Origin of the sequence: Enterococcus sp. DIV0213h (genome assembly GCF_051711285.1) — a bacterium.
In the GTDB taxonomy this organism is placed as follows: domain Bacteria; phylum Bacillota; class Bacilli; order Lactobacillales; family Enterococcaceae; genus Enterococcus_D; species Enterococcus_D casseliflavus.
On the sequence record NZ_JBIOMH010000001.1, the window covers coordinates 2,440,729 to 2,465,125 of the forward strand.

A 24,397-nucleotide genomic window follows, 5' to 3' on the forward strand; every position below is an offset into this window, starting at 1 on the left:
CCCTCTACTCTTTTTTTTGTGCTTTCTTTACTGCTTTTTTTCGAGTCATTTTGATTTTTTCTGGTTTGATGATTAAAGCCCCAAGTGCAGGCAAAATTGTTTTGATTTGATAGTCGTATTGCTTAAAAGGGGTATTACTGGTCTGGCAGTCTGGGTTATTCGCCACCCAAGTTCCACCAAATACATCCCGTTCCGTGTTTAAAATCTCGCGATACGTTCCTTCGTATGGCACGCCGATCGCAAAATCGTGACGCTCCACTGGTGTCAGATTGACAACCACGATCAAGAAATCTTTTTTCGTTTTTCCTTGTCGTAAGAAAGTCAATGTCGTTTCATCTAAGTTGTCTGCATCGATCACCATCAATGAATCTTCTTGATCATCCAATTCCCAAAGGGCTCGTTCTTCTTTGTATAATTCATTCAAGGTCTGGGTGAAGAACTGCATTTTTGCATTGAATGCGTCGTTTAAATCGACCCATTCAAGACCATGATCATATTTCCATTCTAAAAACTGTCCCCATTCACTACCCATGAATAACAGTTTTTTCCCTGGATGCATCATCATGTACGTAAAGAGATTTCGTAGTTGTGAAAACTGTTTGTAGCGGTCTCCCCACATTTTGTGCATCAAACTTTTTTTGCCATGAACCACTTCGTCATGTGAGAGTGGCAAGATATAATTTTCTTGCATCCGATACATGAAAGAAAAAGATAAAAGGCTTAGATGATCTTTACGGAAAATCGGGTCCATTTCGTAAAAACGCAGGACATCATTCATCCAGCCCATATTCCATTTGTAGTCAAACCCGAGAGCGCCTCCTTCGACCATTCCTGTTATTTTGGTCTCGGAAGTACTTTCCTCTGCAATCATGACAACTGCAGGATGGGCTAACTTGATGACTGAATTGAGCTTTTGTAAGAAATAGTACCCTTCAAAATTCCGATTGCCCCCTTCGTGATTCGGTTCCCATGGACCTTCATCATAATCGCGATAGATCATGTTGGAAACGGCATCTACCCGAATACCATCAATGTGGTAAAATTCGATCCAGAACAATGCACTTGAGATCAGAAAGCTTTGGACTTGCGGTTTGCCTAGATCAAAGTTGATCGCACCCCAGCGAACATTTTTCGCACGGTTTTCATCCATGTATTCAAAGGTCGGCGTGCCATCATAATAGGCAAGACTGTCATCATTGACACAAAAATGTCCTGGCACCCAATCAACGAAGACACCTATATTTTCCAAATGACAAGCCTCTACAAAGTCTTGAAATTCTTCTGGTGTCCCATAATAGGAGCTAAGTGCAAAGTAACCAGTCAATTGATAGCCCCAGGAGGTTCCTAAGGGATGTTCCATCAAAGGCATAAATTCGATATGGGTGTAGCCCATTTTTTTCACGTAAGGAATAAGTTCATCTTTTAATTCGGAGAAGCGATAAGGGGTGCCATCTTCGTGGTGCTTCCAGGAGCTGGCATGAACTTCATAAATATTAAGAGGTCGATTAAATGTTTTTTGTCTTTTTTTCCGTCCTTGCCATAACCCATCCCGCCATTTTTTTTGTGGGATCGAATGCAACACGGCAGCAGTTCCTGGTCGAGCTTCAAAATGGACAGCAAAAGGATCGATCTTCAATACTTCTCGTCCATTTGATTGTTTTACTTTGTATTTGTAAAGCTGTCCTTCTTTTACTTGGTTGGTCTCAATTTCCCAAACACCGGATTCCGTCCTTTTGTTCATCGGCAAGGTATCCGTCCATTGGTTGAAGTCGCCAACAAGCCAAACTTGCTGAGCATTTGGTGCCCAAACGCGAAACACGTAGCCATCATCTACTTGATGGGCGCCTAAGAAATGCTGTACATAAAAATTTTCACCACTCAGAAAGTCTTTTTCCGCAGTCAGTACCTGTTGTTTGGTAACCACTCTCTCATCAGTCCTCCTCAAATTCATTTTGATCGTTGACTGAAATGCCAACGAACTTGTTACGCTCTTTCATCTTTTAGAAATCGTTTCAAAATCAACTACATCTCTCTATCTAGCATAGCATAAAACACTGCGCTAGTAACGCAATAACCTTAGTTGCCAGCAAATAATCTTTGACAGAAAAAAACAGCTTGAACGTATCTGTTCAACCTGTTTCAGCTCTACTTTTTAGCTTTTGGAAAATGAAGTATGTGACTACCCATAACTGAAACAAACTTGCTAAAACAAGAATGAAAACTACCATCACTGGAAGTGTTTCAGTTAATTCAAAATATGCCAACAGTGTCCCAAATGCAGAAGAGGCGGAGCAAAAACACCAAAATCGAAACCCATAAAAACTGGTCACCACGGTATAAAGACTGATGATCCCCAACAAGAAGAGCTGAGTAAATCGGTCAAATACCGTATCGGTATAATAAATTTCACCTAACAAGGCTTGGATCGCACCAAAACTTGTCGGTACTTTATAAAGCGTCAGCAGAGCGCCGAGCAAGCTGAATGCACCAATCAGAAGATGACTGCCAGCTAAGCCGATTCGAATGTTTAGTTTCACGCGTCTTTCACAACCTTCAATCTAAAAAAATCCTTTTTCCGCTAACTACTGCTTACACAGCCGTTTTCCTTATTCACTAGAGCCGAAATCATCTGTACTTATTTTGCCTGCCAAAGCTCTTTTACTTGTCCATCCGTGTAAACTTTATAGACTTTATTTGCCGATGAGGAGGTGTTTGTTCGAGCAATCAAGTAATAGTTCCCGTCACAATCAAACTCACCCTCACTTAATAATTTGTAACTCGTCACTGGCCCATTTGCCATTTTCTTTGCTAAGTAACGCATGGCATGAGCTGGATTCACCAGATAGTTTTGATTGATGAGCCAATCAATGATCACGGAAACGATCGTATTTGCCCCAAACCGTTCCTGTTGTTTTAACGCAAGAATGAGATCGCCATCAGAAAAACGCGTTTCATCGATCCCCGCTTTTGTAATTGCTTGCCGAGCAGCTTCTATTTCTGACATTGATACGAACGTGATCATTTCTGCTTTCGTTTTGTTTTGTTCCAACTGTTCAAAATCAACCGTTTTATATCCTTCCATTTTTATATCCCCTTTCAAAGTTCTAGAATCATCATATCATCAAGAAATCAAAACTCCAAACAAAACGATTGTTGTTTTTTAATTTTTATTCATCAAATTATCATTTGAAGAAATAAGAAAAAAAGCTGCTAGAATCGAATCTAGCAACTTTTTAATAGTCAGAAAATTTAAAACAAATAACATAATTATTAGAAATTTTAATTATTATTGAAATAAAGTGTATTGTATGAACTTGATTTGTTTGCCAAGTGAGCGATCACAAGGCGTTGGACGAACAGATCCTTTTCAGAAGACGGATAACGCTCGTTTTTTAGATTATCACAATTTATTTCTTCCAGCAACAAATGTAGCTCAGGGCTTATGATCTCGACCCGTTGAAGTGATTCCAGAAAAATACTCGGACGGACTTTTTTATTTTTACGAATGCGTTCAAGGATCACACTCACTTGGTCTAAGTAATAGACTGGATCGACATCACCGATCAAATCCATTAATTCATCATAGATCGCAAGGGTGCGCAACTGTTCATTCGCTTCAAAAAAAGCAGGCAGTGTTGGTGGCCACTGTGTTTCTGAGTAAGAGATCAACTGAAATTGTTCATGACTCAATGCATAGACCGCTCCTTGTTCAACTCCTTGCTGACAACCGTAAAAGTATTTATTTTCAACACTTGACGCAGCAAAACTTTTGATAAAACCAGCGATTTCTTGTGTTGACCAATTGCGCGCTGCTTGATAGAAATCATCACTTACTTGTATCTGCTGTTGATCATGTTCAGTATAGATGGGGAAGCCTAAATAATAGCGTCGTTCTTGACGGATGATCAACTTTTCTGCGATCAAGCGGTCAAGAATTTTATCAAAAGAACCATCTGTAAACGTCGATTTTAATGCTCGTAGTGTCGGCGGCTCTTGGCTATTTAATAGCTCCTCTACCAATTCATGGAATTTCGAAGATTCCAGTATCGGTTGCAATGAGCGAAAGTGGGGACTATAAAAAAATTTCACTGCGTGTACTCCTTATCCAAACAATCATGAAAAATGCTGGCTTGATCTACCAAAACAGATCTCACCAGCATTCAGACAGTTAGCTTAATTATCCTTCAAAAACCTCTGTTAATTGAGGTACGATTTGTTTTTTACGAGAAACGACACCAGGTAAAAACGCACGATTGTTGGTTACTGTCGTTTTAAAGGCTGCTTCTACTGGGGCAGTTGGTTCACCAACGACTAGCAGCTCAGAATTACTATCTAAGATATCAGTGGCAACCAGCAAGAACAGATCATAGCCATTTGCTGCCATTGAATCCTTCATAGCCGCTTCCAACTCTGCTTGACGGTCAAAGACTTCTTTTAGATCAACCGTGTTGACTTGTCCGATACGGATGTTTTTAGCACCCATTGGGAAGCTTTTGGCATCTAGGTCCAGCAATTCTGCTGCTGATTTCGTTCCAAGATTCGTACCAGCTTTTAACATATCTAATCCATAGACTTCCAGTTCTACATCTGCTATAACGGCTAGTTCTTTGGCTGCTGTTACGTCTTCGTCGGTACATGTTGGTGATTTAAACAACAATGTATCAGAGATGATCGCTGAGAGCATGATTCCTGCGATCGCTTTTGGAATTTCCACTTGATTTTCTTTGTATAATTTCAACACGATCGTACTTGTACAACCGACCGGCTCTGCACGATAATACAGTGGATTTGCCGTTTCAAAGTTAGCGATACGATGATGATCAACAACTGCCAACACAGTGACATCCGCAATATCCGCTGCACTTTGTTGAAATTCATTATGATCCACTAACATTACTTCTTGGGTTTCCTTTGCCACTGAATCGATCACCCGAGGGGCAGTTAGGCCAAAGGTATCTAACGCAAATTGTGTCTCTTCATTCGGTGTACCAAGCGCTACTGCTTCACAATCTTTTCCAAGTTGATTTTGTAAATTTGCAAAGGCAATTGCTGCACCAATGGCGTCGGTATCAGGATTTTGATGACCGAATACTAATATTTTCGACATTTCTTCATCGCTCCTATTTCAATTGATATTCACTTTCTAATCATAGTAAAAAAACAGGAAAGAAGCAATAGCAATCTCTTCTTTCCTGTTTTGATCAACGGGTTAAGTAACCTTTATAGTCGTCTACATGAAGCAAACGCTTGGCATTTTTCACCCGATCTTCTGTTGGTGGTTCGATCCCTTCAAGGGGATATTTCAAACCAAGCTCATCCCACTTGTATTTCCCCATCGTGTGATAAGGCAAGATCTCTACTTTATCGACATTCTTCAGTGTTTTGATAAACTCATCCAAACGGATCAAAAATTCATCATAGTCGCTTCTAAAAGGAACCAGCACGTGACGAATCCAGACAGGCTGATTGATCTCTGAAAGATAATTCGCCATATCCAAAATATTATCGTTCGATTGGGTAGTTAGCTCTTTATGGGCTTTGTTATCGATGTGCTTGATATCAAACAATAACAAGTCAGTAACGGTCATCAGCTCTTGAAACTTGCTAAAAAATGGTTCTTCCCGTGTAAATGGTTTTCCACAAGTATCTAATGTCGTGCTGACACCTTCTGCTTTGGCTTTACGAAACAGATCGATCAGAAAGTCCATCTGAAGCAATGGTTCCCCACCACTGACGGTGATCCCACCTTTTTGTCCCCAGAATTCGCGATATTTCAATGCCTCTTCTAAGACATCATCAGTCGTTCGTTCGACACCGGTGCCAATCTTCCATGTATCTGGATTATGACAAAACTGGCAACGCATGCGGCATCCTTGCATGAATACAATAAAACGGATACCTGGTCCATCTACTGATCCAAAACTTTCTGTTGAATGTACTTGTCCTGTTACTGCCATAATGCTCTTCCTTTCTTCGAAACGACGGATGACCACGCTCCGTCTGATACTTTCAAAACAAGAGGCGGCGGATTTTCCCGTCCGCCGCCTGAAGTTGTTGCTTATTACATTGCTTCGTGCATTGTACGAGCAATCACGTCATCTTGTTGTTCTTTTGTTAATTTAATGAAGTTTACTGCATAGCCAGATACCCGAATTGTTAATTGTGGGTATTTTTCTGGGTGAGCTTGCGCATCAAGCAATGTGTCACGGTTAAATACGTTGATATTTAAGTGGTGACCACCTTTTGCTGCATAGCCATCTAGCATTGTTGCTAGGTTTTCTTGTTGTGTTTCGTCGTCACGTCCTAATGCTTTAGGTACGATCGAGAAGGTGTTTGAAATACCATCTAATGAGTAATCATATGGTAATTTCGCAACTGATGAAAGGCTTGCCAAAGCACCATGCGTATCGCGACCATGCATTGGGTTTGCACCTGGAGCAAATGGTGCGCCTGCACGACGTCCATCAGGCGTGTTCCCTGTTTTCTTACCATAAACCACGTTAGAAGTGATAGTAAGGATCGACGTTGTGTGTTTTGAATCACGGTATGTTTTCGTGCGTTTTACTTTTTTCATGAAGGCTTTCAACAAGTTGACTGCGATATCATCTACGCGGTCATCATTGTTTCCGTATTTCGGATAATCACCTTCGATTTCGTAATCTTCAACAATGCCGTTTTCATCACGGATCGTACGAACTTTGGCATATTTGATCGCTGATAATGAGTCAACTGCAACAGAGAAACCAGCGATACCAGTAGCCATCGTACGTAGAATGTCTGTATCTTGTAGCGCCATTTCAATGCGTTCATAAGAATATTTGTCGTGCATGTAATGAATGATGTTCAATGTGTTCACATACAGATCACAAATCCAGTCCATCATTGTGTCATATTTTTCCATTACTTCGTTGTAATCCAAGTATTCAGAAGTAATTGGTTGGAATTTTGGTCCAACTTGTGCTTTTGATTTTTCATCGACCCCACCGTTGATTGCATACAACAATGTTTTTGCTAAGTTGGCACGAGCACCAAAGAATTGCATTTGTTTCCCGATACGCATTGCGGATACACAACAAGCGATTCCGTAGTCATCGCCCCAATGTCCACGCATCACATCATCGTTTTCATATTGAATCGCTGATGTTTGGATAGACATTTTCGCACAAAATGTTTTGAAATTATGAGGCAAACGTGTTGACCATAAAACAGTCAAGTTTGGTTCTGGTGCTGGGCCTAAGTTTGCTAAAGTGTGTAAGAAACGGAAGCTGTTTTTCGTTACCATATGACGTCCGTCTTCACCCATACCAGCGATTGATTCAGTTACCCAAGTTGGGTCACCAGAGAACAATGCGTTGTAATCAGGCGTCCGAGCAAATTTCACAAGACGTAGTTTCATGACGAAATGGTCAACGATTTCTTGTGCTTCTTCTTCAGTGATCACGCCATTTTTCAAATCGCGTTCAACATAAATATCAAGGAAAGTTGACGTACGTCCCAATGACATTGCTGCACCATTTTGCTCTTTGATGGCTGCTAAGTAACCAAGATATAACCATTGGAATGCTTCTTTCGCCGTTTGAGCTGGTTTAGAAATATCAAATCCGTAAATGTTTCCTAATTCTTTCAATTCGCTTAACGCACGAATTTGTTCACTCAATTCTTCACGTTGGCGGATAATGTCTTCAGACATCGTTCCGTTTCCGCAATACAATAGGTCTTGTTGTTTTTCTTTGATCAAGAAGTCCACACCGTATAATGCCACACGTCGGTAGTCACCAATGATTCGGCCACGGCCGTAAGCATCAGGAAGACCTGTGATTACACCAGAACGGCGCGCTGCTCTGATTTCAGGTGTATAAGCATCAAAAACTCCTTGGTTATGTGTTTTACGGTAGTCACGGAAAATGTGAGAGACTTCCGCATCAATTTCATAGCCATAAGATTCTGCTGCTTGTTCTGACATGCGGATGCCACCAAATGGTTGCAAGCTGCGTTTAAATGGTTTTTCCGTTTGGAAACCAACAACTGTTTCTAAGTCTTTGTCTAAGTAGCCAGGTCCATGAGAAGTGATCGTTGAAACGACTTTTGTATCCATATCCAATACGCCGCCAGCTTCACGCTCTTGCTTGTTCAGTTCCATGACTTGATCCCATAGCTTCGTCGTTGCTTCAGTAGCATCTGCTAGGAATTCATCTGTTCCGTCATAAGGTGTGTAGTTTTCTTGGATGAAGTCGCGTACGTTTACTTCTTCTTTCCAAGTTTTTCCTTTAAATCCATTCCATTGTTCCATTTGATGGACCTCCTTAAATTTTCTGTTCACTAATGTAACAGCTTTACGTGAACAGTATAACACACACCTTAATGATTGCAAGCATTTTCAAGAATTATTTTTAACAATTTATTTTTTTTTAAGATATTAATTACTAAAAACGTTGATTTATAGGTGTTTAATAAATGTGAAACTTTTATTAAAGTACCTTTTTCGTTAATGTGAAAGATTAATTATGAGACAAAAAGCAACCCTTCTGTACTGGTACAGAAGGGTTGCTTTGTTATAATTTATAGTACAGAATCCTCTGCGATTGCAGGACTGATTTGGGTTTTCACTTCGTAGATTTGTCCCCCTGTTTTCTCATCCATGATAAATGAGCCGTTGGAGGTCCGATCATTGATCGGGATTTGGTTGGTGATCACTTCAAAGGATTGTCCTTTTTGATTCGTCACTAGCAGTTGCTGATTTTCCCCACTGCCCATATAGACGACGCGATGAGGATTTTTCTTCAATTCCCGCAAGACCATCAATCCGCGCTTCGCCCGACCTAATTGGTTGATTTCTTGAGCCAACATTCGTTTTGCTGCGCCACGTTGGGTGATCAAAACGATCGGTGTATCCCCTTCGGAATAAACGAGCAACCCATTGATAAGATAATCATCCGCTTTAAGGTTCATCGCTTTGACCCCAGCTGCTTTTGGTCCCACGACAGGCACTTCATTAAGCGGGTAGCGTAAGCCAAAGGCAAGATGACTGACTAAGAATACATCCATTTCTTCCGTTTGATCCGTCAAAAAGACGTTGACCAATTCATCTGATTCATCTTTCAGCTTCATAATCGTCATTGGCCGTGTTTTATAGGTGCGCCAAGGTTCAAATTCCGTCATTCGTGTCTGTTTGATCATACCGTTTTTACTGATCAGCACGAAATTTTTCAATGGATCGATCTCTTTGTACGCAAAGACCCCAATGATCATTTCATCTTGCGCCAGTGTCATGACTGTTTGCGAAATATGTTCTCCTAAATCTTTCCATTTTAAATCAGGTAATTCATGGACCGGTCGATAGATCGTGTTCCCTTTATTAGTAACCAACAACAGGTGATCCAACGTGTTCATTTGATTACTGTAAAGTAAAGAGTCACCTTCTTTCATGCCGATCTCTTCTGGTTTTGAAGCACCGTAAGAACGCAAGCTGCTGCGTTTGACATAGCCGTCTCTTGTGACCGTCACGACGACTTCTTCTTGGGCGACCAAGACTTGTGTTTCGATCTTGATTTCTTGAATTTCTGCTTCGATCTCAGTCAACCGCGGCGTCGTATATTTTTTCTTGATCTCTCGCAGTTCTTTCTTGATCACTTTCAGCAATTCATTTTCTTCATTCAAAATCGTTGTCAATTCAGCGATCGTTTCTGCAAGTTCTTTTGCTTCTGCTTGCAATTGTGTAATGTCCGTATTGGTCAAGCGATACAACTGTAAGTTCACAATGGCTTCTGCTTGTTCTTCGGTAAAACCATGTTGAACCACCAGATTATTTTTGGCATCTTTTTTGTCTTTACTACCGCGAATGGTAGCGATCACCTCATCAAGGATCGACAAAGCTTTGATCAGCCCATCAACGATATGCTGTCTTTTTTGCGCTTTTTGCAGCTCAAAACGACTGCGTTTTTCGATCACTTCACGGCGATGTTTGATGTAGCTTTCTAAAATCCGCTTTAATCCGACTTGCTGAGGACGCATATTGTCGATTGCCACCATGTTGAAGTTGTAGTTGATCTGCAATTCGGTATTCTTAAATAAATAATTTAAAATCCCTTGCGCATTTGCCTCTTTTTTCAGCTCGACAACAATCTGTAGTCCAGTACGATCTGTTTCATCTCGTACTTCAGCAATCCCATCAATGCGTTTATTCAAACGGATCTCATCCATTTTTTTGACTAAGTTGGCTTTATTGACCTCATACGGGATCTCATTGATGACGATTTGCTGTTTGCCGCCTTTGATGTCTTCGATCTTGGTTTTCGAACGCAGGATCACTTTGCCTTTGCCTGTTTCATACGCTTTTTTGATTTCTTCTTTCCCTTGTAAAATACCCCCTGTTGGAAAATCAGGGCCAGGAATGTACTTCATCAGCTGATCCAAAGAAGCTTGCGGATGGTCGATCAAATAGATCGTTCCATCGATGATTTCCCCTAAATTGTGGGTAGGGATCTCTGTTGCATAACCAGCTGAGATCCCAGTTGAGCCATTGACTAACAGATTCGGGTATTTTGCTGGTAGAACAGTTGGTTCTTTTTCAGTATCATCAAAGTTCCAAACTAATTCCACGGTGTTTTTTTCAATATCTTTTAATAGCTCACCACTTAATTCCGAAAGCCGTGCTTCCGTATAACGCATGGCAGCTGGCGGATCACCATCCATACTCCCGTTGTTCCCGTGCATTTCAATCAAAATCTGACGTAGCTTCCAGTCTTGACTCATGCGGACCATTGCTTCATAGATACTCGAGTCCCCATGGGGGTGAAAATTCCCCATGATATTTCCGACAGATTTTGCTGATTTGCGGAAGCCTTTGTCATAGGTATTGCCGTCTTGGTTCATGGCAAATAAAATCCGTCGCTGAACCGGTTTTAACCCATCACGAATATCTGGCAATGCCCGTTCTTGAATAATGTATTTGGAATATCGACCGAAGCGATCTCCCATCACTTCTTCCAATGTCAATTCTTGTATATTGCTTTTGTGTTCCAAGAGACCACCTCCTATTCCTTAACTAACTGTTTGCTGTCTGCTTGTTCGGTATCCATTAATTTTTCATCAACTAATTCAGGTACCGTATCTTCTTTTTTATCCAAAATACTGCCATCTTCTTCTAAACTAAATTGAACATGACTTTCGATCCACTTCCGACGAGGTTCTACCTTGTCCCCCATCAAAGTGGTGACGCGACGTTCTGCTTGGGCAGCATCATCGATCCGTACCCGAATCAGTGTCCGCGTTTCTGGGTCCATGGTCGTTTCCCACAATTGGTCGGCATTCATTTCTCCTAACCCTTTGTAGCGCTGTAGGAGATAGCCTTTGCCGATTTTTTGGGTCAGTTTGCTTAGTTCATCATCGGTCCAAGCGTATTCGACTACTGCTTTTTTCCCTAACCCTTTTGACACTTTGTACAGAGGCGGCAAAGCAATGTATACTTTCCCCGCTTCGATCAAAGGTTTCATATACCGGTAGAAAAAGGTTAAAAGCAGCACTTGGATGTGCGCCCCATCGGTATCCGCATCGGTCATGATGATCACTTTATCATAGTTGCAGTCTTCAATTGAAAACTCTGGGCCAACACCGGCACCGATAGTATAGATCATCGTATTGATTTCTTCATTTTTCAAAATATCCTGCATCTTGGCTTTTTCAGTATTGATGACTTTGCCTCGCAATGGCAAGATGGCTTGGAACTTGCGGTCTCGTCCTTGCTTTGCTGAACCACCCGCAGAATCCCCCTCCACCAAATACAATTCATTTTTCTTAGGATTACGAGATTGCGCAGGTGTTAATTTACCAGAAAGCAGTGACTCGCCTTTTTTGCGTTTCTTTCCAGTACGGCTTTCTTCTCTCGCCTTTCTGGCAGCTTCACGGGCCTCTCTTGCCTTGATCGCTTTACGAACCAGCATTTGACTCATTTCACTGTTTTCTTGTAGATAATAGCCTAGCTGCTCACCAATCACATTGTCTACCGCATTTCTTGCTAAGGGTGTCCCTAATTTCCCTTTGGTCTGTCCTTCAAATTGCAAAAGATTTTCTGGCACGCGGATCGACAGAACTGCCGCTAACCCTTCACGGAAATCACTGCCTTCAAGGTTCTTATCTTTTTCCTTCAACAAATTGACCTTGCGGGCATACTCATTGAAGGCTTTGGTCATTGACGTCTTCATCCCAACTTCATGGGTACCGCCATCTTTGGTACGTACATTGTTGACAAAGGACAAGACGTTTTCTGAATACCCATCATTGTATTGAAAGGCAAGCTCTACTTCGATGGCTTCTTTCGTGCCAGAAAAATAAACCACTTGGGTCAAGGTATCTTTTTCTTCATTTAAATAATCAACAAATTCTTTGATGCCTTCCTCATATAAAAAGACTTCATGAATCGGTTCTTCCCCACGTTCGTCCGTCAGGGAGATTTTGACCCCTTTCAACAAGAACGCTGATTCTCTCAAACGTTCAGCGAGAATCTCATAGGAGAATTTGGTTGCAGAAAAGATTGTATCGTCTGGTTTGAACGTAACGGTTGTTCCCGTTGGTTTACGGGTTTTGCCGATTTTTTTCAAAGTACCTGCTGGTTTCCCGCCGTCTTTGAAGCTCTGTTTGTATTCGATACCGTCTCGAACGATGACCACTTCTAGCCAGCTGGATAAGGCATTTACAACACTGGCACCAACCCCATGAAGGCCGCCAGAAGTTTTGTAGCCGCCTTGGCCAAACTTTCCGCCAGCATGTAACACGGTGAAGATCACTTCAACAGTTGGGATTCCAGATGCATGTGTCCCGACCGGCATTCCCCGACCATTGTCTCGAACACTGATACTATTGTCTTTATGGATCGTAACATCGATTTCATTGCCGTATCCTGAGAGTGCCTCATCAACCGCATTATCGACGATTTCATACACTAAGTGGTGCAAGCCGCGGCTATCGGTCGAGCCGATATACATTCCTGGTCGTTTTCTTACTGCTTCCAGACCCTCTAAGACCTGAATGGAAGCATCATTATATTCTGTGGTTTTCTTTGCCAAACCCACCGCTCCTTTAATCTTGATCAGTCCTTTTCTAATGCTGAAAGGACTGCAAAAAAAATCTTAACACAAAATACGCTTTTTTCAAGCGAACATTTTTCTAAACTATCTTATCCTTTTTCCTTTGTTTGCACAAGCTAGAGTCGCAAAATGGCTTGTTTGTGTTTCACAGCTCTGAGAAAAGCTGTTTTTCTTCTTTGTCTGACCAGCGAAAGATTTTCTTATTGTTGGAAAGGCGTTTTCATGCTAAAATTGCCCTAGCCTTGCAAAGAAAGTTGGTTATTATGAATACGATTCTTTTATTTATTGTTGCTTACCTTTTAGGTTCGATCCCCTCTGGTGTTTGGATTGGCCAACTGTTTTTCAAAAAAGATATTCGCCAATTCGGCAGCGGCAATACGGGAACGACCAATACATTTCGCGTCTTAGGAAAAAAAGCCGGCATCGTTGTTTTATTGATGGATATCTTAAAAGGAACTTTGGCGACCAGCTTGCCAGTCATCTTTGGTCTCCATACTGTCAATCCGCTCTGGTTTGGGGTCTGTGCGATCTTAGGTCATACCTTCCCGATCTTTGCCAAATTTAAAGGCGGCAAAGCAGTGGCGACAAGTGCTGGGATGCTCTTAGGATACAATCCGCTCTTTTTCATTTATTCTTCATTGATTTTCGTTATCTGTCTTTATGTGACAAGTATGGTGAGCCTGACCAGTATGATCGCGGCGTGTTTGATCACCTTATCGACGATCGTCTTGCCTTTTATCGCACCTGCGATCTTGCCTGAGCAAAATTGGCTGCTGACCTTCATTGCGATCGGCGTAACGATTTTTATCTTTATTCGCCATCGTGAAAACATTACCCGCATCAAAGATGGGACCGAAAGTCGGGTACCCTTTGGACTGAATAAGGGTCAAACGAACAAATAAGCAGAAGCTGAGAAAAGTCATTGCGCTTTTCCCAGCTTCTTTTTTCATACGTTTATTTAACTGTAATGGAATACTTTGTTTCAAATAGTTCGTCAGGTGGAAGTGCTTGAATCCCCAGCTTTTCTGACAGCTCACCGGAGGCTTCTAGCGTATCTGCGATGCCGCACCATGGTTCAATACATAGAAATGGCGATTTCACTGGATACGTGGACCAAAAACCGACATACGGCATATTATTGTAGCTTAACGTGACACTATGAGGCGATTTTTCACTGCGAATCGAGTAGGAATGTAATCCTTTCGTTTCATAAACTAGCGCATCATTTGCAAACATGTCATGGGTCAAGCGTAGATCCGTATTCGTTTGACCGAGTGTGCGTTGCTCATAATCAATATAGTTGCCTTTTAACGGCAATTTCACCCGTGATTTCTTTGGAGAAAAAGAAAGATAATAGTCTTCAAAAGTCAGCCCTTTTTCAAGTGGGACGTTGAATGCAGGGTGTCCACCAATGGAGAAGAATAGTTCTTTTTGACCGCTATTCTTCACTTGGTATTTGACGACTAAGCCATCACCGCCTAATTCATAACTGACATACAGCTGAAAATCAAACGGATACTTTGCTTTGGTTTCAGTCGAACTTTCTAGTAAAAACAAAGCGTAATCTGTGCGTTGTTCTACGACAGTAAATAACATGTCTCTGGCAAATCCATGACGAGGCAAATGATAACTCTTGCCCTCATGTTGATAGGTGTCCTCTTTTAACGCACCCACGATCGGAAATAAGATCGGTGCATGCTTTCCCCAGTGGTTTGGATCAGCTTGCCAAATATATTCAAGGTCATTGCTCGTATCGACTAAGCTTTGCAGCTCAGCCCCTTTTTCTGCAATTTTTGCTTGCAGATGACCGGCCGTGATGGTAACTGTCATGGTCTCATCTCCTAATATTGATGTTTCGTCAATTCCTCTTTAAAGCGGCTGTTAAGCACTTTTAAATAGGTGCCTTTCATCCCCAAAGAGCGGGATTCAATAATACCGGCAGACTCTAATTTACGCAAAGCGTTCACGATCACCGAACGGGTGATGCCGATACGGTCAGCGATACTTGATGCGGTCAAACGACCTTCGTCTCCTTCTAATGCCTCAAAAATTGCTTGAACAGCTTTTAGCTCACTATAAGAAAGCGTGTTGATCGCCATTTGAACAGCTGTGGTACTGCGAACATCTTCTTCGATACTACGGGATTTTTGGTACAAGAATTGCATACCAACAACCGTCGCACTATATTCCGCTAATACCAAATCATCATCATCAAAGGATGTATCGATTCTGGAAAGAATGATCGTCCCTAAGCGTTCTCCTGCACCGTAGATTGGTACGATGGTTGTTAGTCCGTTGGGATACAGCTCTCGGCCTTCCACAGGAAAAGCCGTCATATCGTCACTGATCGGCACATTGGCTTCTGTGGAAGTCAGGTGATCGACTAAATCTGTATAATTTTTAGGAAACTGTTTTTCGACAAACATTTTTTTGATGCGTTCATTATTGACATCATGGTTCTCAACAAAACCTAACACGCTACCATCGACGCTAATAATATACGCATTGCTGTCTAGGATGTTTCCTAAAATGACAGCCATTTTGTCGTAAGGCAAATCAGAAGCTAAATTAAAGGTGTTTTTTTGTTGCAATAATTCGTTGATTTGTCTTGTCTTTTCTAATAATGTTTTCATTGGTCCGCTCCCTTTATAAAATATACCGGCTTAAGTCTTCATCTTTTGCGATTGACGCAAGTTTTTCTTCCACATACGCTTCTGTGATCGTGATTTCACCCATTTGCATCTCAGATGCTTCAAACAATAGATCTTCAAGTAGTTTCTCTAGGATCGTATGCAAACGACGGGCTCCGATATTGTCGGTATCGCGATTCACTTGATACGCGATTTCGGCAATTTTTTCGATGGCTTCCATCGTAAAGACCACTTTGACATTCTCGGTTCCTAACAAGGCAACGTATTGTTTGACTAAGGCATTGTTTGGTTCCGTTAAAATTTTAACAAAGTCTTCCTTCGTCAAGTCATCCAGCTCCACGCGGATCGGGAAACGCCCTTGCAACTCAGGGATCAAATCGCTTGGTTTCGATAGATGGAATGCGCCTGAAGCGATAAAGAGAATATGGTCGGTTTGCAACGTTCCATATTTCGTATTGACTTGTGAGCCTTCAACGATCGGCAAGATATCTCTTTGCACCCCTTCACGAGAAACTTCTCCTGATTGCTGCGATTTCGAAGATACTTTGTCGATTTCATCAAGAAAAATGATGCCGCTAGATTCCGCCAAACGTAATGCTTCGCTATGAATATCCGCGTCGTTGACCAGTTTGGAGGATTCTTCTTGAATTAACAATTCTCGCGCTTCTTTCACGGTTACTGTGCGTTCAATTTTCTTTTGCGGTTTCAATGCACCTAATGTTTCATTCAAATCAATGCCCATTTGTTCTAAGCCATTGTTCATCATTGGCGCTTGATTTTTCGGTTCATCGACTTGGATCGTCACTTCTCGGTTATCCAAAAGGCCTTTTTCTAATTGTTCGAAAATTGCTTGGCGATTGCTGCGAATCTCATCTGTCAATTCTTCTTTTGGTTCTTCTGGTTGTTGTGCGGCGTTGAACATATTCATCATTTGTTCATAAGGATTGGTGTTCTTTTTCTGTTCCTTTTTAATACCAGGAACTAAGACTTTTACTAAACGACGATTGGCTTTTTTCTCCGCTTGGATGCGTACGTTTTTATATTGTTCTTTTTTCACGATTTGGATCGCGTTTTCTACAAGGTCACGAACCATCGATTCTACGTCTCGACCGACATAACCGACTTCTGTGAATTTCGTTGCTTCTAGCTTAACAAAAGGCGCATCAACGATTTTCGCTAACCGTCGCGCAATTTCCGTTTTCCCAACACCCGTTGGTCCAATCATCAAAATATTTTTTGGTGTGACATCTTGCTGCATTTTTTCATCTAATTGCAGTCGGCGGTAACGATTTCTTAATGCAACCGCCACGGATTTTTTGGCATTGGTTTGTCCAACGATGTATTCATCTAATTCTTTCACGATCTCTCGTGGTGATTTGTTTTGGTTTGTCATATCGTCATCCCTCTTTAAAACTCTTCTACAATGATATTGTGATTCGTAAAGACACAAATGTCTGCTGCGATATTCAAGGCACCTTCAGCGATTTCTTTGGCAGATAGTTCACCGCCATAACGTTTCATCGCACGGGCTGCCGCCAAGGCATAGTTTCCACCTGAACCGATAGCTAAAATCCCTTCATCTGGCGAAATGACCTCACCTGTCCCTGAGACTAAGAGCATCTCCTTGTCATTCATGACGATCAGCATCGCCTCTAATTTTTGCATCGATTGCTGCGTCCGCCATTCTTGTGCCAATTCTACTGCAGCTCGTTGCAAGTTTCCGTTGTATTCATTGAGTTTTCCTTCAAATTTTTCTTCCAAGGTAAAGGCATCTGCCACACTACCGGCAAAGCCAACGATCACTTCACCGTTGTAAATTCGACGGACTTTCCGAGCGGTTCCTTTCATAACGACCTGTTCTCCCATCGTTACTTGACCGTCACCAGCCATGGCAAACTTGCCATCTTTTTCAACCGCACAGATGGTGGTTGAATGAAATTCTGACTTCATTTACGTTCCTCCTGTACCAATTTTACGCACGTGGATGAAATTGGCGATAATTTTTTTGTAAACTGTCTTTGGTGACATGCGCATAGATCTGTGTCGTAGATAGATTGGCATGCCCCAACAATTCTTGAACGGTCCGCATATCGGCGCCGTTGTTTAATAGATGGGTCGCAAACGTATGCCGCAGCATATGAGGATGGATTTTACTATCTAAACTGCTTTTTCGGATGATTTGATTCAACACATACTCGATCCCTGTTGCAGTGATCCCATCACCTAGATGATTCACGAAGAGAACCTCGTGTTCCTTGTTCTGCTTTTCCATCAGTTGCTTGCGTCCTGAGGAAAGATAGCGCTTGACTGCCGCTTGTGCGTAACTGCCGAAAGGAACATAGCGATCTTTGTTGCCTTTTCCGTGGATCAGCAAAACGCCGCTTTCCCAATCGATCGCGCCCAGCGTCAGACTGCTACACTCGCTGACCCGCAGACCTGAACCGTAAAGGACTTCTAACAATGCTTGATTGCGCTGTTGTAATGGCTCATCACCAGCGACACTTTGAAAAAGAGCATCCATTTCCTTTTCATAAAAAAAACGCGGCAATTTAGCGTTTTTCTTTTTTAAATGAATGTAGGCGAAGGGATTCTCTTTGACGATCTCATGCTTGGTTAGAAATTGGTAGAATGAACGCAAGCTAGCCATTTTCCGACTGATGGAATTACGGCTATACCCTCGTTCCGTCAAGTAGCTCAAATAGACACGAACATCACGATACTCCACCGCTAACGGGTCTTCATTGCCAGACTCTTTCAAGAAGTGAAAAAAATCGTTCATATCTTCTTGATACGCTTTTTTTGTCTTTTCCGAATACCCTCTTTCAACAATAAGATAACGAAAAAACTCTTCTTGTAATTGATCCGTTTGCAAAGTAACCCCCCTTTTCATGATTCGAAATAACTTTAGCATAGACCACAAAAAAAAACAAATGAATTGTCAGAATTTAATCAATATTTCAAAGTTTAGACATAATTGTGAAAATTTTCTAAGAATCTTCGTAAGATTCTTATCATTCTTCAGAAAGATCACTCAAAAGAGCCATAAAAACGTACCCGTCCCTTTCTCAAAATAGAGAGGGACTGGTACGTTTCCATTTATTTCCTTTTATTCGATCCGCTCCGTTGCTGGCTGAGGCGAACCATTGCTTTGTGAAACAGCCTGAACTAGCTCTTTGTTTCCTTGTTTTGTGGACATGGTGTCATTGATCAACGCCACTAAGTCTAATCCGGTGGTTTCTTTGATCGTATCAAAGGTTCGAGCTAAGCCAGCTTCTCCCATTGATTGGAGCCCATCGTTGCCGCCAAAGCTGACCACTTTATCGATATTGCTAAGGGGTGCATTGACTTCTTTCGCAATTTCAGGTAGCACTTTGATAAATTCCATCAAAATACCAGCTTCGTTCAGCTTGGTCAAAGCGATCGCCATTTTTTCTCGGCTTTCCGCTTCGGCTTGACCGACTTTTGCGATTCGTTCCGCATCGGCACTACCTAATTTTTCAATTCGTTCCGCTTCCGCTTGTGCAGCCAATTTGACTTTTTCCGCTTCGGCTTGTGCTCGGGCGATTTCACGTGCTTTGTCTGCTAATGCGTTTTGTTCAACGACATATTTATCTGCTTCGGCTTTTTTACGGACAGTTGCATTCAATTCTTTTTCTGTCAATTCCGCTTGTTTCTCTTGAATCTCAATATTTTTTTCTTGCTCGATCAATTGTACTTTCATTTGCTCACCGACCGCGATTTGCTCTGCTTTCGCATCCGCAACTTCACGTTCTTGTTTGTACTGCGCTTGTTTCAATGCCATATCTTTTGTCGCTTCTGCGATTTCTGTTTGGCGACGGATCTCTTCATGCTGTGCCAACTGTTCATTCTCGGCTTGCTTGATCCGCGTTTCTCTTAAGGCATTGGATTCTGCTACTTCAGCATTCTTCTTCACTTCAGCAATCTGGGGACGCCCTAAAGCATCGAGGTACCCATTGCTGTCGCTAACGTCTTTGATCGTAAATGAAACGATCTCCAGCCCCATTTTTTTCAAATCCGTAGAGGCAACTTCTTGTACTTGTTCCGCAAAATCATCGCGGTTTTTGTAGATGGCTTCCACCGTCATCGTTCCTAGAATTGCCCGTAAGTGACCTTCTAAGACTTCTTGCGCTTCATCTTCCAGTTCACCAGTGGATTTGCCTAAGTATTGTTCAGCAGCTGTCTTGATCGACTCGGTACTGTTGCCGACTTTCACTAATACCGTGGCACTGGCTTTGATCGGTACGCCTTGTTCTGTATAAACTTCTGGTGTCCCAATCTCTAACTTGTGGGTCAGTAAACTTAATTTATGTGCCTTTTGAACAATAGGAATCACAAACGTCCCACTGTTTTTTAAAATCTTGATGCCTTCTTTTCCTAAAAACGACCCCGTGACGATCAACGCTTCATCGGGTTTTCCGATTCGGTAGCGTATCATCAAAAAGGCGATCAATAAAACTACGAGGACAACGCCCCATAAAATCGGATTACTTAAAAAATCAACTGCTGATCCTGTATCCACCATAACCTAACACTTCCTATTCTATAAAATTTTTACTTTCAACCACCAACGCGATCCCTTTTTTATCAAAATCGACAATGATGACTTTGGTGCCGACTGGCAATCGAACATTGTTTTCACGATCTTCTTCTCGAAAAAAACGAGCAGGATAAACAGAACGTGCACCTTGACTCCCTATTTCCATGACTTCGCCGATTGTATCTCCGACAATCTTTTCCGTCAGTTCGCCGATCACAAACTCATTGCGGCTAATGACATTGCTGCGGTTTTTGTCTGTGATGCGATTGTAGAGCCACATAAAGGGCCCCAACAGCAAACTAAATGCAACAAAGACAACGAAAATGACCCCGACCAAGAGGATCAGCCAACCTAAAAATTGGATCACTGTAGGAAAACGCTGTAAATAGTTTTGAATCAAATGAATCCATTCTCCGATCACCATCTTCACCACCTTCTGTCATTGTTACTGTCTATCATAAGTCACCTTGATTAAAGTTTCAAGACAAATTAAAAAAAAACTTTCTCACCAATTATCAGTAAGAAAGTTTTCGATCATCGTGCTTATAATTGTTCCTTGGCTTTTTCTAAAGCAGCTAACGCTCGATTTGCCAATGCTTCATAACGGGATTTCTTGTCTCTGATTCGCTCTGGAAGTTCTGGCAACAACCCAAAGTTTGCATTCATTGGTTGGAAGTGTTTGCCTTCAGCATGGGTGATATAATACGCCATACTACCAATCGTCGTTTCTTGTGGCATAATGATCGGTGCTTCGCCTTTTGCAAGTTTGGCAGCGTTGATGCCAGCCATCAACCCGCTGGCTGCACTTTCCACATACCCTTCGACCCCTGTCATTTGTCCAGCAAAAAAGAGATCCTCACGTTTTTTCGATTGATAGGTTTGTTGCAAAAGCTCAGGTGAATTCATAAAACTATTCCGATGCATCACGCCATAGCGCACAAATTCAGCCTCTTCCAAGCCAGGGATCATCCGGAATACCCGTTTTTGTTCGCCCCATTTCAAATGTGTTTGAAAGCCAACGATGTTGTAAAGAGAAGCCGCCGCATTGTCTTGACGCAGCTGAATCACTGCGTAAGGACGCTTGCCAGTTTTCGGATCTTCTAACCCAACTGGTTTCATCGGACCAAACAACATGGTTTTCGGACCACGACCAGCCATGACTTCGATCGGCATACACCCTTCAAAGAATTTTTCTTTTTCGAATTCTTTCAAAGGAGCCACCTCTGCATTGACCAAGGCCTCACGAAACGCATAAAACTCCTCTTCATTCATCGGACAGTTCAGATAGGCTGCTTCACCTTTATCGTAACGAGATTTCAAATAAACTTTATCCATATTGATGGTTGATTTGTCAACGATTGGAGCTGCGGCATCATAGAAATAAAATCCTTCAGATCCGTTAAACGCTTGGATCGCTTTTGAGAGCGGTTCAGAAGTCAATGGACCTGTTGCGATCACAGTGATGCCTTCTGGAATTTCAGTGATCTCCTCTTCGATGACTGTAACTAAAGGATGCTCCTTGACACGTTTGGTGACCAACTCTGAAAAATCATCGCGATCCACAGCTAAGGCACCACCTGCTGGAACCGCTGTTTTGTCTGCAGAAGTGATAATCACTGAATCCAAGCGACGCATTTCTTCTTTCAAGACACCGACCGCATTCGTTAAATTGTTGCCTCGTAGTGAATTGGTACAAACAAGCTCGGCAAAATTATTTGTGTGATGGGCTTCTGTCGACTTCTTAGGACGCATTTCATAAAGATTTACTGCGACACCTGCTTGCGCTGCTTGCCACGCAGCCTCGCTTCCGGCTAAACCGGCACCAATAACATTGATTTCTTTCATAGTGCTCTCCTTTTATTTCAAAAGCTCGTCTCTTTTCATAAGAAACAGCTTGTATTAATCAAAAGGACCGGCGCTTTCTTTTGTCAGCCAACGATGAGGCTGACCGTTCAAGAGAATACGCCGATTCTTTTTTAACAGGATATCCTGCTAGTTATTTTTGCACATTTTCTTCATAGTCGCCTTTGATACAAACGACTTGTTTCCCGCCTTTGACTTTCTTTTCGACTAAATAATTATCACACTTCGGACAATTACGACCCACTGGTTTGTCCCAAGAAGTAAAGTCACATTCAGGGTAGCGGGTACAACCATAAAACAACCGGTTTTTCTTCGATTTGCGTTCAACGACTTGCCCTTGATGACAGACAGGGCACTCAACGCCGATTTCTTTCACGATTGGTTTTGTGTTGCGGCAATCTGGGAAATTACTGCAAGCATAAAACTTTCCGTAGCGGCCTAATTTGATCACCATCGGATGACCACAAAGATCGCAATCAAAGCCTGCAGGTTCATCTTTGATTTGAATTTTTTCGATACTTTCTTCTGCAGTCGTCAATTCTTTTTCAAATGGGCGATAAAACTGATCGACAACTTTGACCCATTCTTCTTTCCCAGCTTCAATGCTATCCAAGCTATTTTCCATTTCAGCAGTAAAATGCATATCAACAATTTGCGGGAAGAATTCCTCGATCAACGAATTGACGATCTCACCAAGTTCAGTTGGCTCAAAACGTTTTTGCGTCAATTTCACATAATAACGCCGCTGAATGGTTTCTAACGTCGGTGCATAGGTTGAAGGACGACCCACACCGTTTTCCTCAAGGGTTTTGATCAACGTTGCTTCGCTGTAACGAGCAGGTGGTTGGGTGAAATGCTGTTTCGGTTCGATCGATACGGATTGAACGACATCTCCTTCGACTAACTCTGGCAAGATGTTCTCTTTGTCTTCTTTGCCATCATCGCGACCTTCCACATAGACCTGCATAAATCCTTTGAATTTGATCTTTGAACCATTGGCAATAAAGATGACACCATTTTGATCCAAAGTAACTTTCATCGTATCCAAAATAGCAGGCGTCATTTGACTAGCCACAAAGCGAGACCAGATCAAGCGATACAATTTTAATTGGTCTTTGTCTAAGAATTTCTCCATGGCTTCTGGCGTACGCAAAACACTGGTCGGTCTTACCGCTTCATGGGCATCCTGTGCCCCTTGTGCATTGGCGCGTTTTTTGCCACCGTGAGCGGAGAACTCTGACCCATAGGTGTTTTCGATAAATTCGGCTGCTTCCCCTTTGGCTGTGTCAGCGATTCGCGTCGAGTCGGTACGCATATAGGTAATCAAACCGACAGTCCCTTGTTTGCCAAGGGCGATCCCTTCATAGAGCTGCTGTGCGACCATCATGGTTTTCCGTGTTCGAAAATTCAGTTTGCGGGCTGCTTCTTGTTGCAAACTACTGGTGGTAAATGGTGCAGATGGATTCCGTTTGCGTTCTTTCTTTTCAACCTTTGTCACTTGAAAGTCTCTACCAGAAAGGCGATCGGTGACTTCTTTAATACTTTCAGCATTCGGTAATTTTTTCTTTTTGCCATCTAAGCCCCAAAAATTGGCTTTGAATTTCTTCGTGGCTTTTTTAAAGTTTCCATCAATGCTCCAATATTCTTCAGGAACAAAATCACGGATCTCTTTTTCACGATCAATAATGATCTTAAGCGCCACCGATTGAACACGTCCAGCACTTAACCCTTTTTTGACTTTGCGCCAAAGGATCGGACTCAATGAATACCCGACTAATCGGTCTAAGATCCGCCGTGCTTGTTGAGCATCGACGAGATCCACATCGATCGTTCTTGGCTCTTTGAAGGCTGCTTTGACCGCATCTTTAGTGATTTCATTAAAGACGACACGATTTTTATCTTTTAAATCTAGTCCAAGTAGAAAAGCTAAATGCCAAGCAATAGCTTCTCCTTCTCTATCCGGGTCACTTGCGAGGTAGACTTTTTCAGCTTTTTTCGCAGCAGAACGGAGACTTTTGATCACGTCACCTTTTCCACGGATCGAAATGTAATGAGGCTCATAATCATTTTCGACATCGATCCCCATCTTACTTTTAGGGAGATCACGAATATGACCGACACTTGCGACGACTTTGTAATTTCGTCCAAGGTATTTTTCAATGGTTTTCGCCTTTGCGGGCGATTCCACGATTACTAAATATTTATATGCCATATAAAGAATGGCTCCTTCCTGAATTTTTCCT

Annotated in this window: 19 protein-coding genes; 1 reads left to right on the top strand and 18 read right to left on the bottom strand. The window is 42.1% G+C overall.

Annotated elements, in window-relative coordinates:
- Positions 1–4: 4 nt before the first annotated feature.
- The 9 genes from glgB to parE all read right to left on the bottom strand — a co-directional run bounded on the left by glgB (position 5) and on the right by parE (position 13,061).
- Entirely contained in the window at positions 5–1,951 is a 1,947-nt protein-coding gene (gene glgB, locus IGI77_RS11215) for a 1,4-alpha-glucan branching protein GlgB (protein ID WP_051095394.1), read from the bottom strand.
- Positions 1,952–2,129: 178 nt separating this feature from the next.
- Positions 2,130–2,537: a hypothetical protein gene (locus IGI77_RS11220; RefSeq protein WP_005229650.1), complete on the bottom strand. Its 408-nt coding sequence runs from the start codon at positions 2,535–2,537 to the stop codon at positions 2,130–2,132.
- A 98-nt stretch (positions 2,538–2,635) separates the two neighbouring features.
- Positions 2,636–3,082, bottom strand: a complete 447-nt coding sequence (locus tag IGI77_RS11225) for a hypothetical protein (protein WP_005229648.1) — start codon at positions 3,080–3,082, stop codon at positions 2,636–2,638.
- Between the two features lie 197 nt (positions 3,083–3,279).
- Positions 3,280–4,089 carry a DUF1803 domain-containing protein gene (locus IGI77_RS11230; protein ID WP_438770066.1) on the bottom strand — a complete coding sequence of 270 codons (810 nt, stop codon included), beginning with the start codon at positions 4,087–4,089 and terminating at the stop codon, positions 3,280–3,282.
- 88 nt (positions 4,090–4,177) lie between these two features.
- A complete protein-coding gene (locus IGI77_RS11235; protein ID WP_438770068.1) occupies positions 4,178–5,107 on the bottom strand; it encodes a manganese-dependent inorganic pyrophosphatase in 930 nt (309 codons plus the stop codon).
- A 94-nt stretch (positions 5,108–5,201) separates the two neighbouring features.
- Positions 5,202–5,957 (bottom strand): pyruvate formate-lyase-activating protein, encoded by a 756-nt coding sequence (pflA, locus tag IGI77_RS11240; protein WP_010749400.1) that lies wholly within the window; start codon positions 5,955–5,957, stop codon positions 5,202–5,204.
- 104 nt (positions 5,958–6,061) lie between these two features.
- Positions 6,062–8,290, bottom strand: coding sequence for a formate C-acetyltransferase (gene pflB, locus IGI77_RS11245; RefSeq protein WP_010749399.1), 2,229 nt, complete (start codon positions 8,288–8,290; stop codon positions 6,062–6,064).
- A 269-nt stretch (positions 8,291–8,559) separates the two neighbouring features.
- Positions 8,560–11,022 (bottom strand): DNA topoisomerase IV subunit A, encoded by a 2,463-nt coding sequence (gene parC / locus IGI77_RS11250; protein ID WP_016610800.1) that lies wholly within the window; start codon positions 11,020–11,022, stop codon positions 8,560–8,562.
- An 11-nt stretch (positions 11,023–11,033) separates the two neighbouring features.
- On the bottom strand, positions 11,034–13,061 hold the full coding sequence (gene parE / locus IGI77_RS11255; protein ID WP_074535153.1) for a DNA topoisomerase IV subunit B: 2,028 nt from the start codon (positions 13,059–13,061) through the stop codon (positions 11,034–11,036).
- A gap of 284 nt (positions 13,062–13,345) precedes the next feature.
- On the opposite strand from parE, the gene plsY reads away from it, so the two are divergent.
- Complete coding sequence (gene plsY, locus IGI77_RS11260; RefSeq protein ID WP_015510003.1) at positions 13,346–13,984, top strand: glycerol-3-phosphate 1-O-acyltransferase PlsY; 639 nt, start codon at positions 13,346–13,348, stop codon at positions 13,982–13,984.
- Between the two features lie 52 nt (positions 13,985–14,036).
- On the opposite strand, the gene IGI77_RS11265 is transcribed toward plsY, so the two are convergent.
- From IGI77_RS11265 to topA, 9 genes are all read right to left on the bottom strand, one after another.
- A complete protein-coding gene (locus IGI77_RS11265) occupies positions 14,037–14,912 on the bottom strand; it encodes an aldose 1-epimerase family protein (protein WP_231472636.1) in 876 nt (291 codons plus the stop codon).
- A gap of 11 nt (positions 14,913–14,923) precedes the next feature.
- Positions 14,924–15,715: a GTP-sensing pleiotropic transcriptional regulator CodY gene (gene codY / locus IGI77_RS11270; protein ID WP_005229632.1), complete on the bottom strand. Its 792-nt coding sequence runs from the start codon at positions 15,713–15,715 to the stop codon at positions 14,924–14,926.
- A 13-nt stretch (positions 15,716–15,728) separates the two neighbouring features.
- The gene (gene hslU / locus IGI77_RS11275; RefSeq protein WP_010749393.1) at positions 15,729–17,126 is read right to left on the bottom strand and encodes an ATP-dependent protease ATPase subunit HslU; all 1,398 of its coding nucleotides are present in this window, start codon (positions 17,124–17,126) and stop codon (positions 15,729–15,731) included.
- Positions 17,127–17,140: 14 nt separating this feature from the next.
- Positions 17,141–17,683 (bottom strand): ATP-dependent protease subunit HslV, encoded by a 543-nt coding sequence (hslV, locus tag IGI77_RS11280; RefSeq protein WP_005229630.1) that lies wholly within the window; start codon positions 17,681–17,683, stop codon positions 17,141–17,143.
- A 22-nt stretch (positions 17,684–17,705) separates the two neighbouring features.
- Positions 17,706–18,644, bottom strand: coding sequence for a tyrosine recombinase XerC (xerC, locus tag IGI77_RS11285; protein WP_080544137.1), 939 nt, complete (start codon positions 18,642–18,644; stop codon positions 17,706–17,708).
- Between the two features lie 195 nt (positions 18,645–18,839).
- Positions 18,840–20,276 carry a flotillin family protein gene (locus IGI77_RS11290; protein WP_395997796.1) on the bottom strand — a complete coding sequence of 479 codons (1,437 nt, stop codon included), beginning with the start codon at positions 20,274–20,276 and terminating at the stop codon, positions 18,840–18,842.
- Between the two features lie 13 nt (positions 20,277–20,289).
- Positions 20,290–20,715 (bottom strand): hypothetical protein, encoded by a 426-nt coding sequence (locus tag IGI77_RS11295; RefSeq protein ID WP_010749390.1) that lies wholly within the window; start codon positions 20,713–20,715, stop codon positions 20,290–20,292.
- A gap of 119 nt (positions 20,716–20,834) precedes the next feature.
- Positions 20,835–22,136 (bottom strand): FADH(2)-oxidizing methylenetetrahydrofolate--tRNA-(uracil(54)-C(5))-methyltransferase TrmFO, encoded by a 1,302-nt coding sequence (gene trmFO, locus IGI77_RS11300; RefSeq protein WP_005229622.1) that lies wholly within the window; start codon positions 22,134–22,136, stop codon positions 20,835–20,837.
- Positions 22,137–22,287: 151 nt separating this feature from the next.
- On the bottom strand, positions 22,288–24,366 hold the full coding sequence (gene topA, locus IGI77_RS11305) for a type I DNA topoisomerase (protein ID WP_325816458.1): 2,079 nt from the start codon (positions 24,364–24,366) through the stop codon (positions 22,288–22,290).
- Between the last annotated feature and the right edge of the window lie 31 nt (positions 24,367–24,397).

Coding starts and splice junctions, on each gene's coding strand:
- codY (WP_005229632.1), bottom strand. CDS start 15,715: ATGAAAACATTATTAGAAAAGACAAGACAAATCAACGAATTATTGCAA.
- IGI77_RS11265 (WP_231472636.1), bottom strand. CDS start 14,912: ATGACAGTTACCATCACGGCCGGTCATCTGCAAGCAAAAATTGCAGAA.
- hslV (WP_005229630.1), bottom strand. CDS start 17,683: ATGAAGTCAGAATTTCATTCAACCACCATCTGTGCGGTTGAAAAAGAT.
- pflB (WP_010749399.1), bottom strand. CDS start 8,290: ATGGAACAATGGAATGGATTTAAAGGAAAAACTTGGAAAGAAGAAGTA.
- topA (WP_325816458.1), bottom strand. CDS start 24,366: ATGGCATATAAATATTTAGTAATCGTGGAATCGCCCGCAAAGGCGAAA.
- hslU (WP_010749393.1), bottom strand. CDS start 17,126: ATGACAAACCAAAACAAATCACCACGAGAGATCGTGAAAGAATTAGAT.
- IGI77_RS11290 (WP_395997796.1), bottom strand. CDS start 20,276: ATGGTGGATACAGGATCAGCAGTTGATTTTTTAAGTAATCCGATTTTA.
- IGI77_RS11235 (WP_438770068.1), bottom strand. CDS start 5,107: ATGTCGAAAATATTAGTATTCGGTCATCAAAATCCTGATACCGACGCC.
- pflA (WP_010749400.1), bottom strand. CDS start 5,957: ATGGCAGTAACAGGACAAGTACATTCAACAGAAAGTTTTGGATCAGTA.
- trmFO (WP_005229622.1), bottom strand. CDS start 22,136: ATGAAAGAAATCAATGTTATTGGTGCCGGTTTAGCCGGAAGCGAGGCT.
- IGI77_RS11225 (WP_005229648.1), bottom strand. CDS start 3,082: ATGGAAGGATATAAAACGGTTGATTTTGAACAGTTGGAACAAAACAAA.
- xerC (WP_080544137.1), bottom strand. CDS start 18,644: ATGCTAAAGTTATTTCGAATCATGAAAAGGGGGGTTACTTTGCAAACG.
- glgB (WP_051095394.1), bottom strand. CDS start 1,951: ATGAATTTGAGGAGGACTGATGAGAGAGTGGTTACCAAACAACAGGTA.
- IGI77_RS11295 (WP_010749390.1), bottom strand. CDS start 20,715: ATGGTGATCGGAGAATGGATTCATTTGATTCAAAACTATTTACAGCGT.
- plsY (WP_015510003.1), top strand. CDS start 13,346: ATGAATACGATTCTTTTATTTATTGTTGCTTACCTTTTAGGTTCGATC.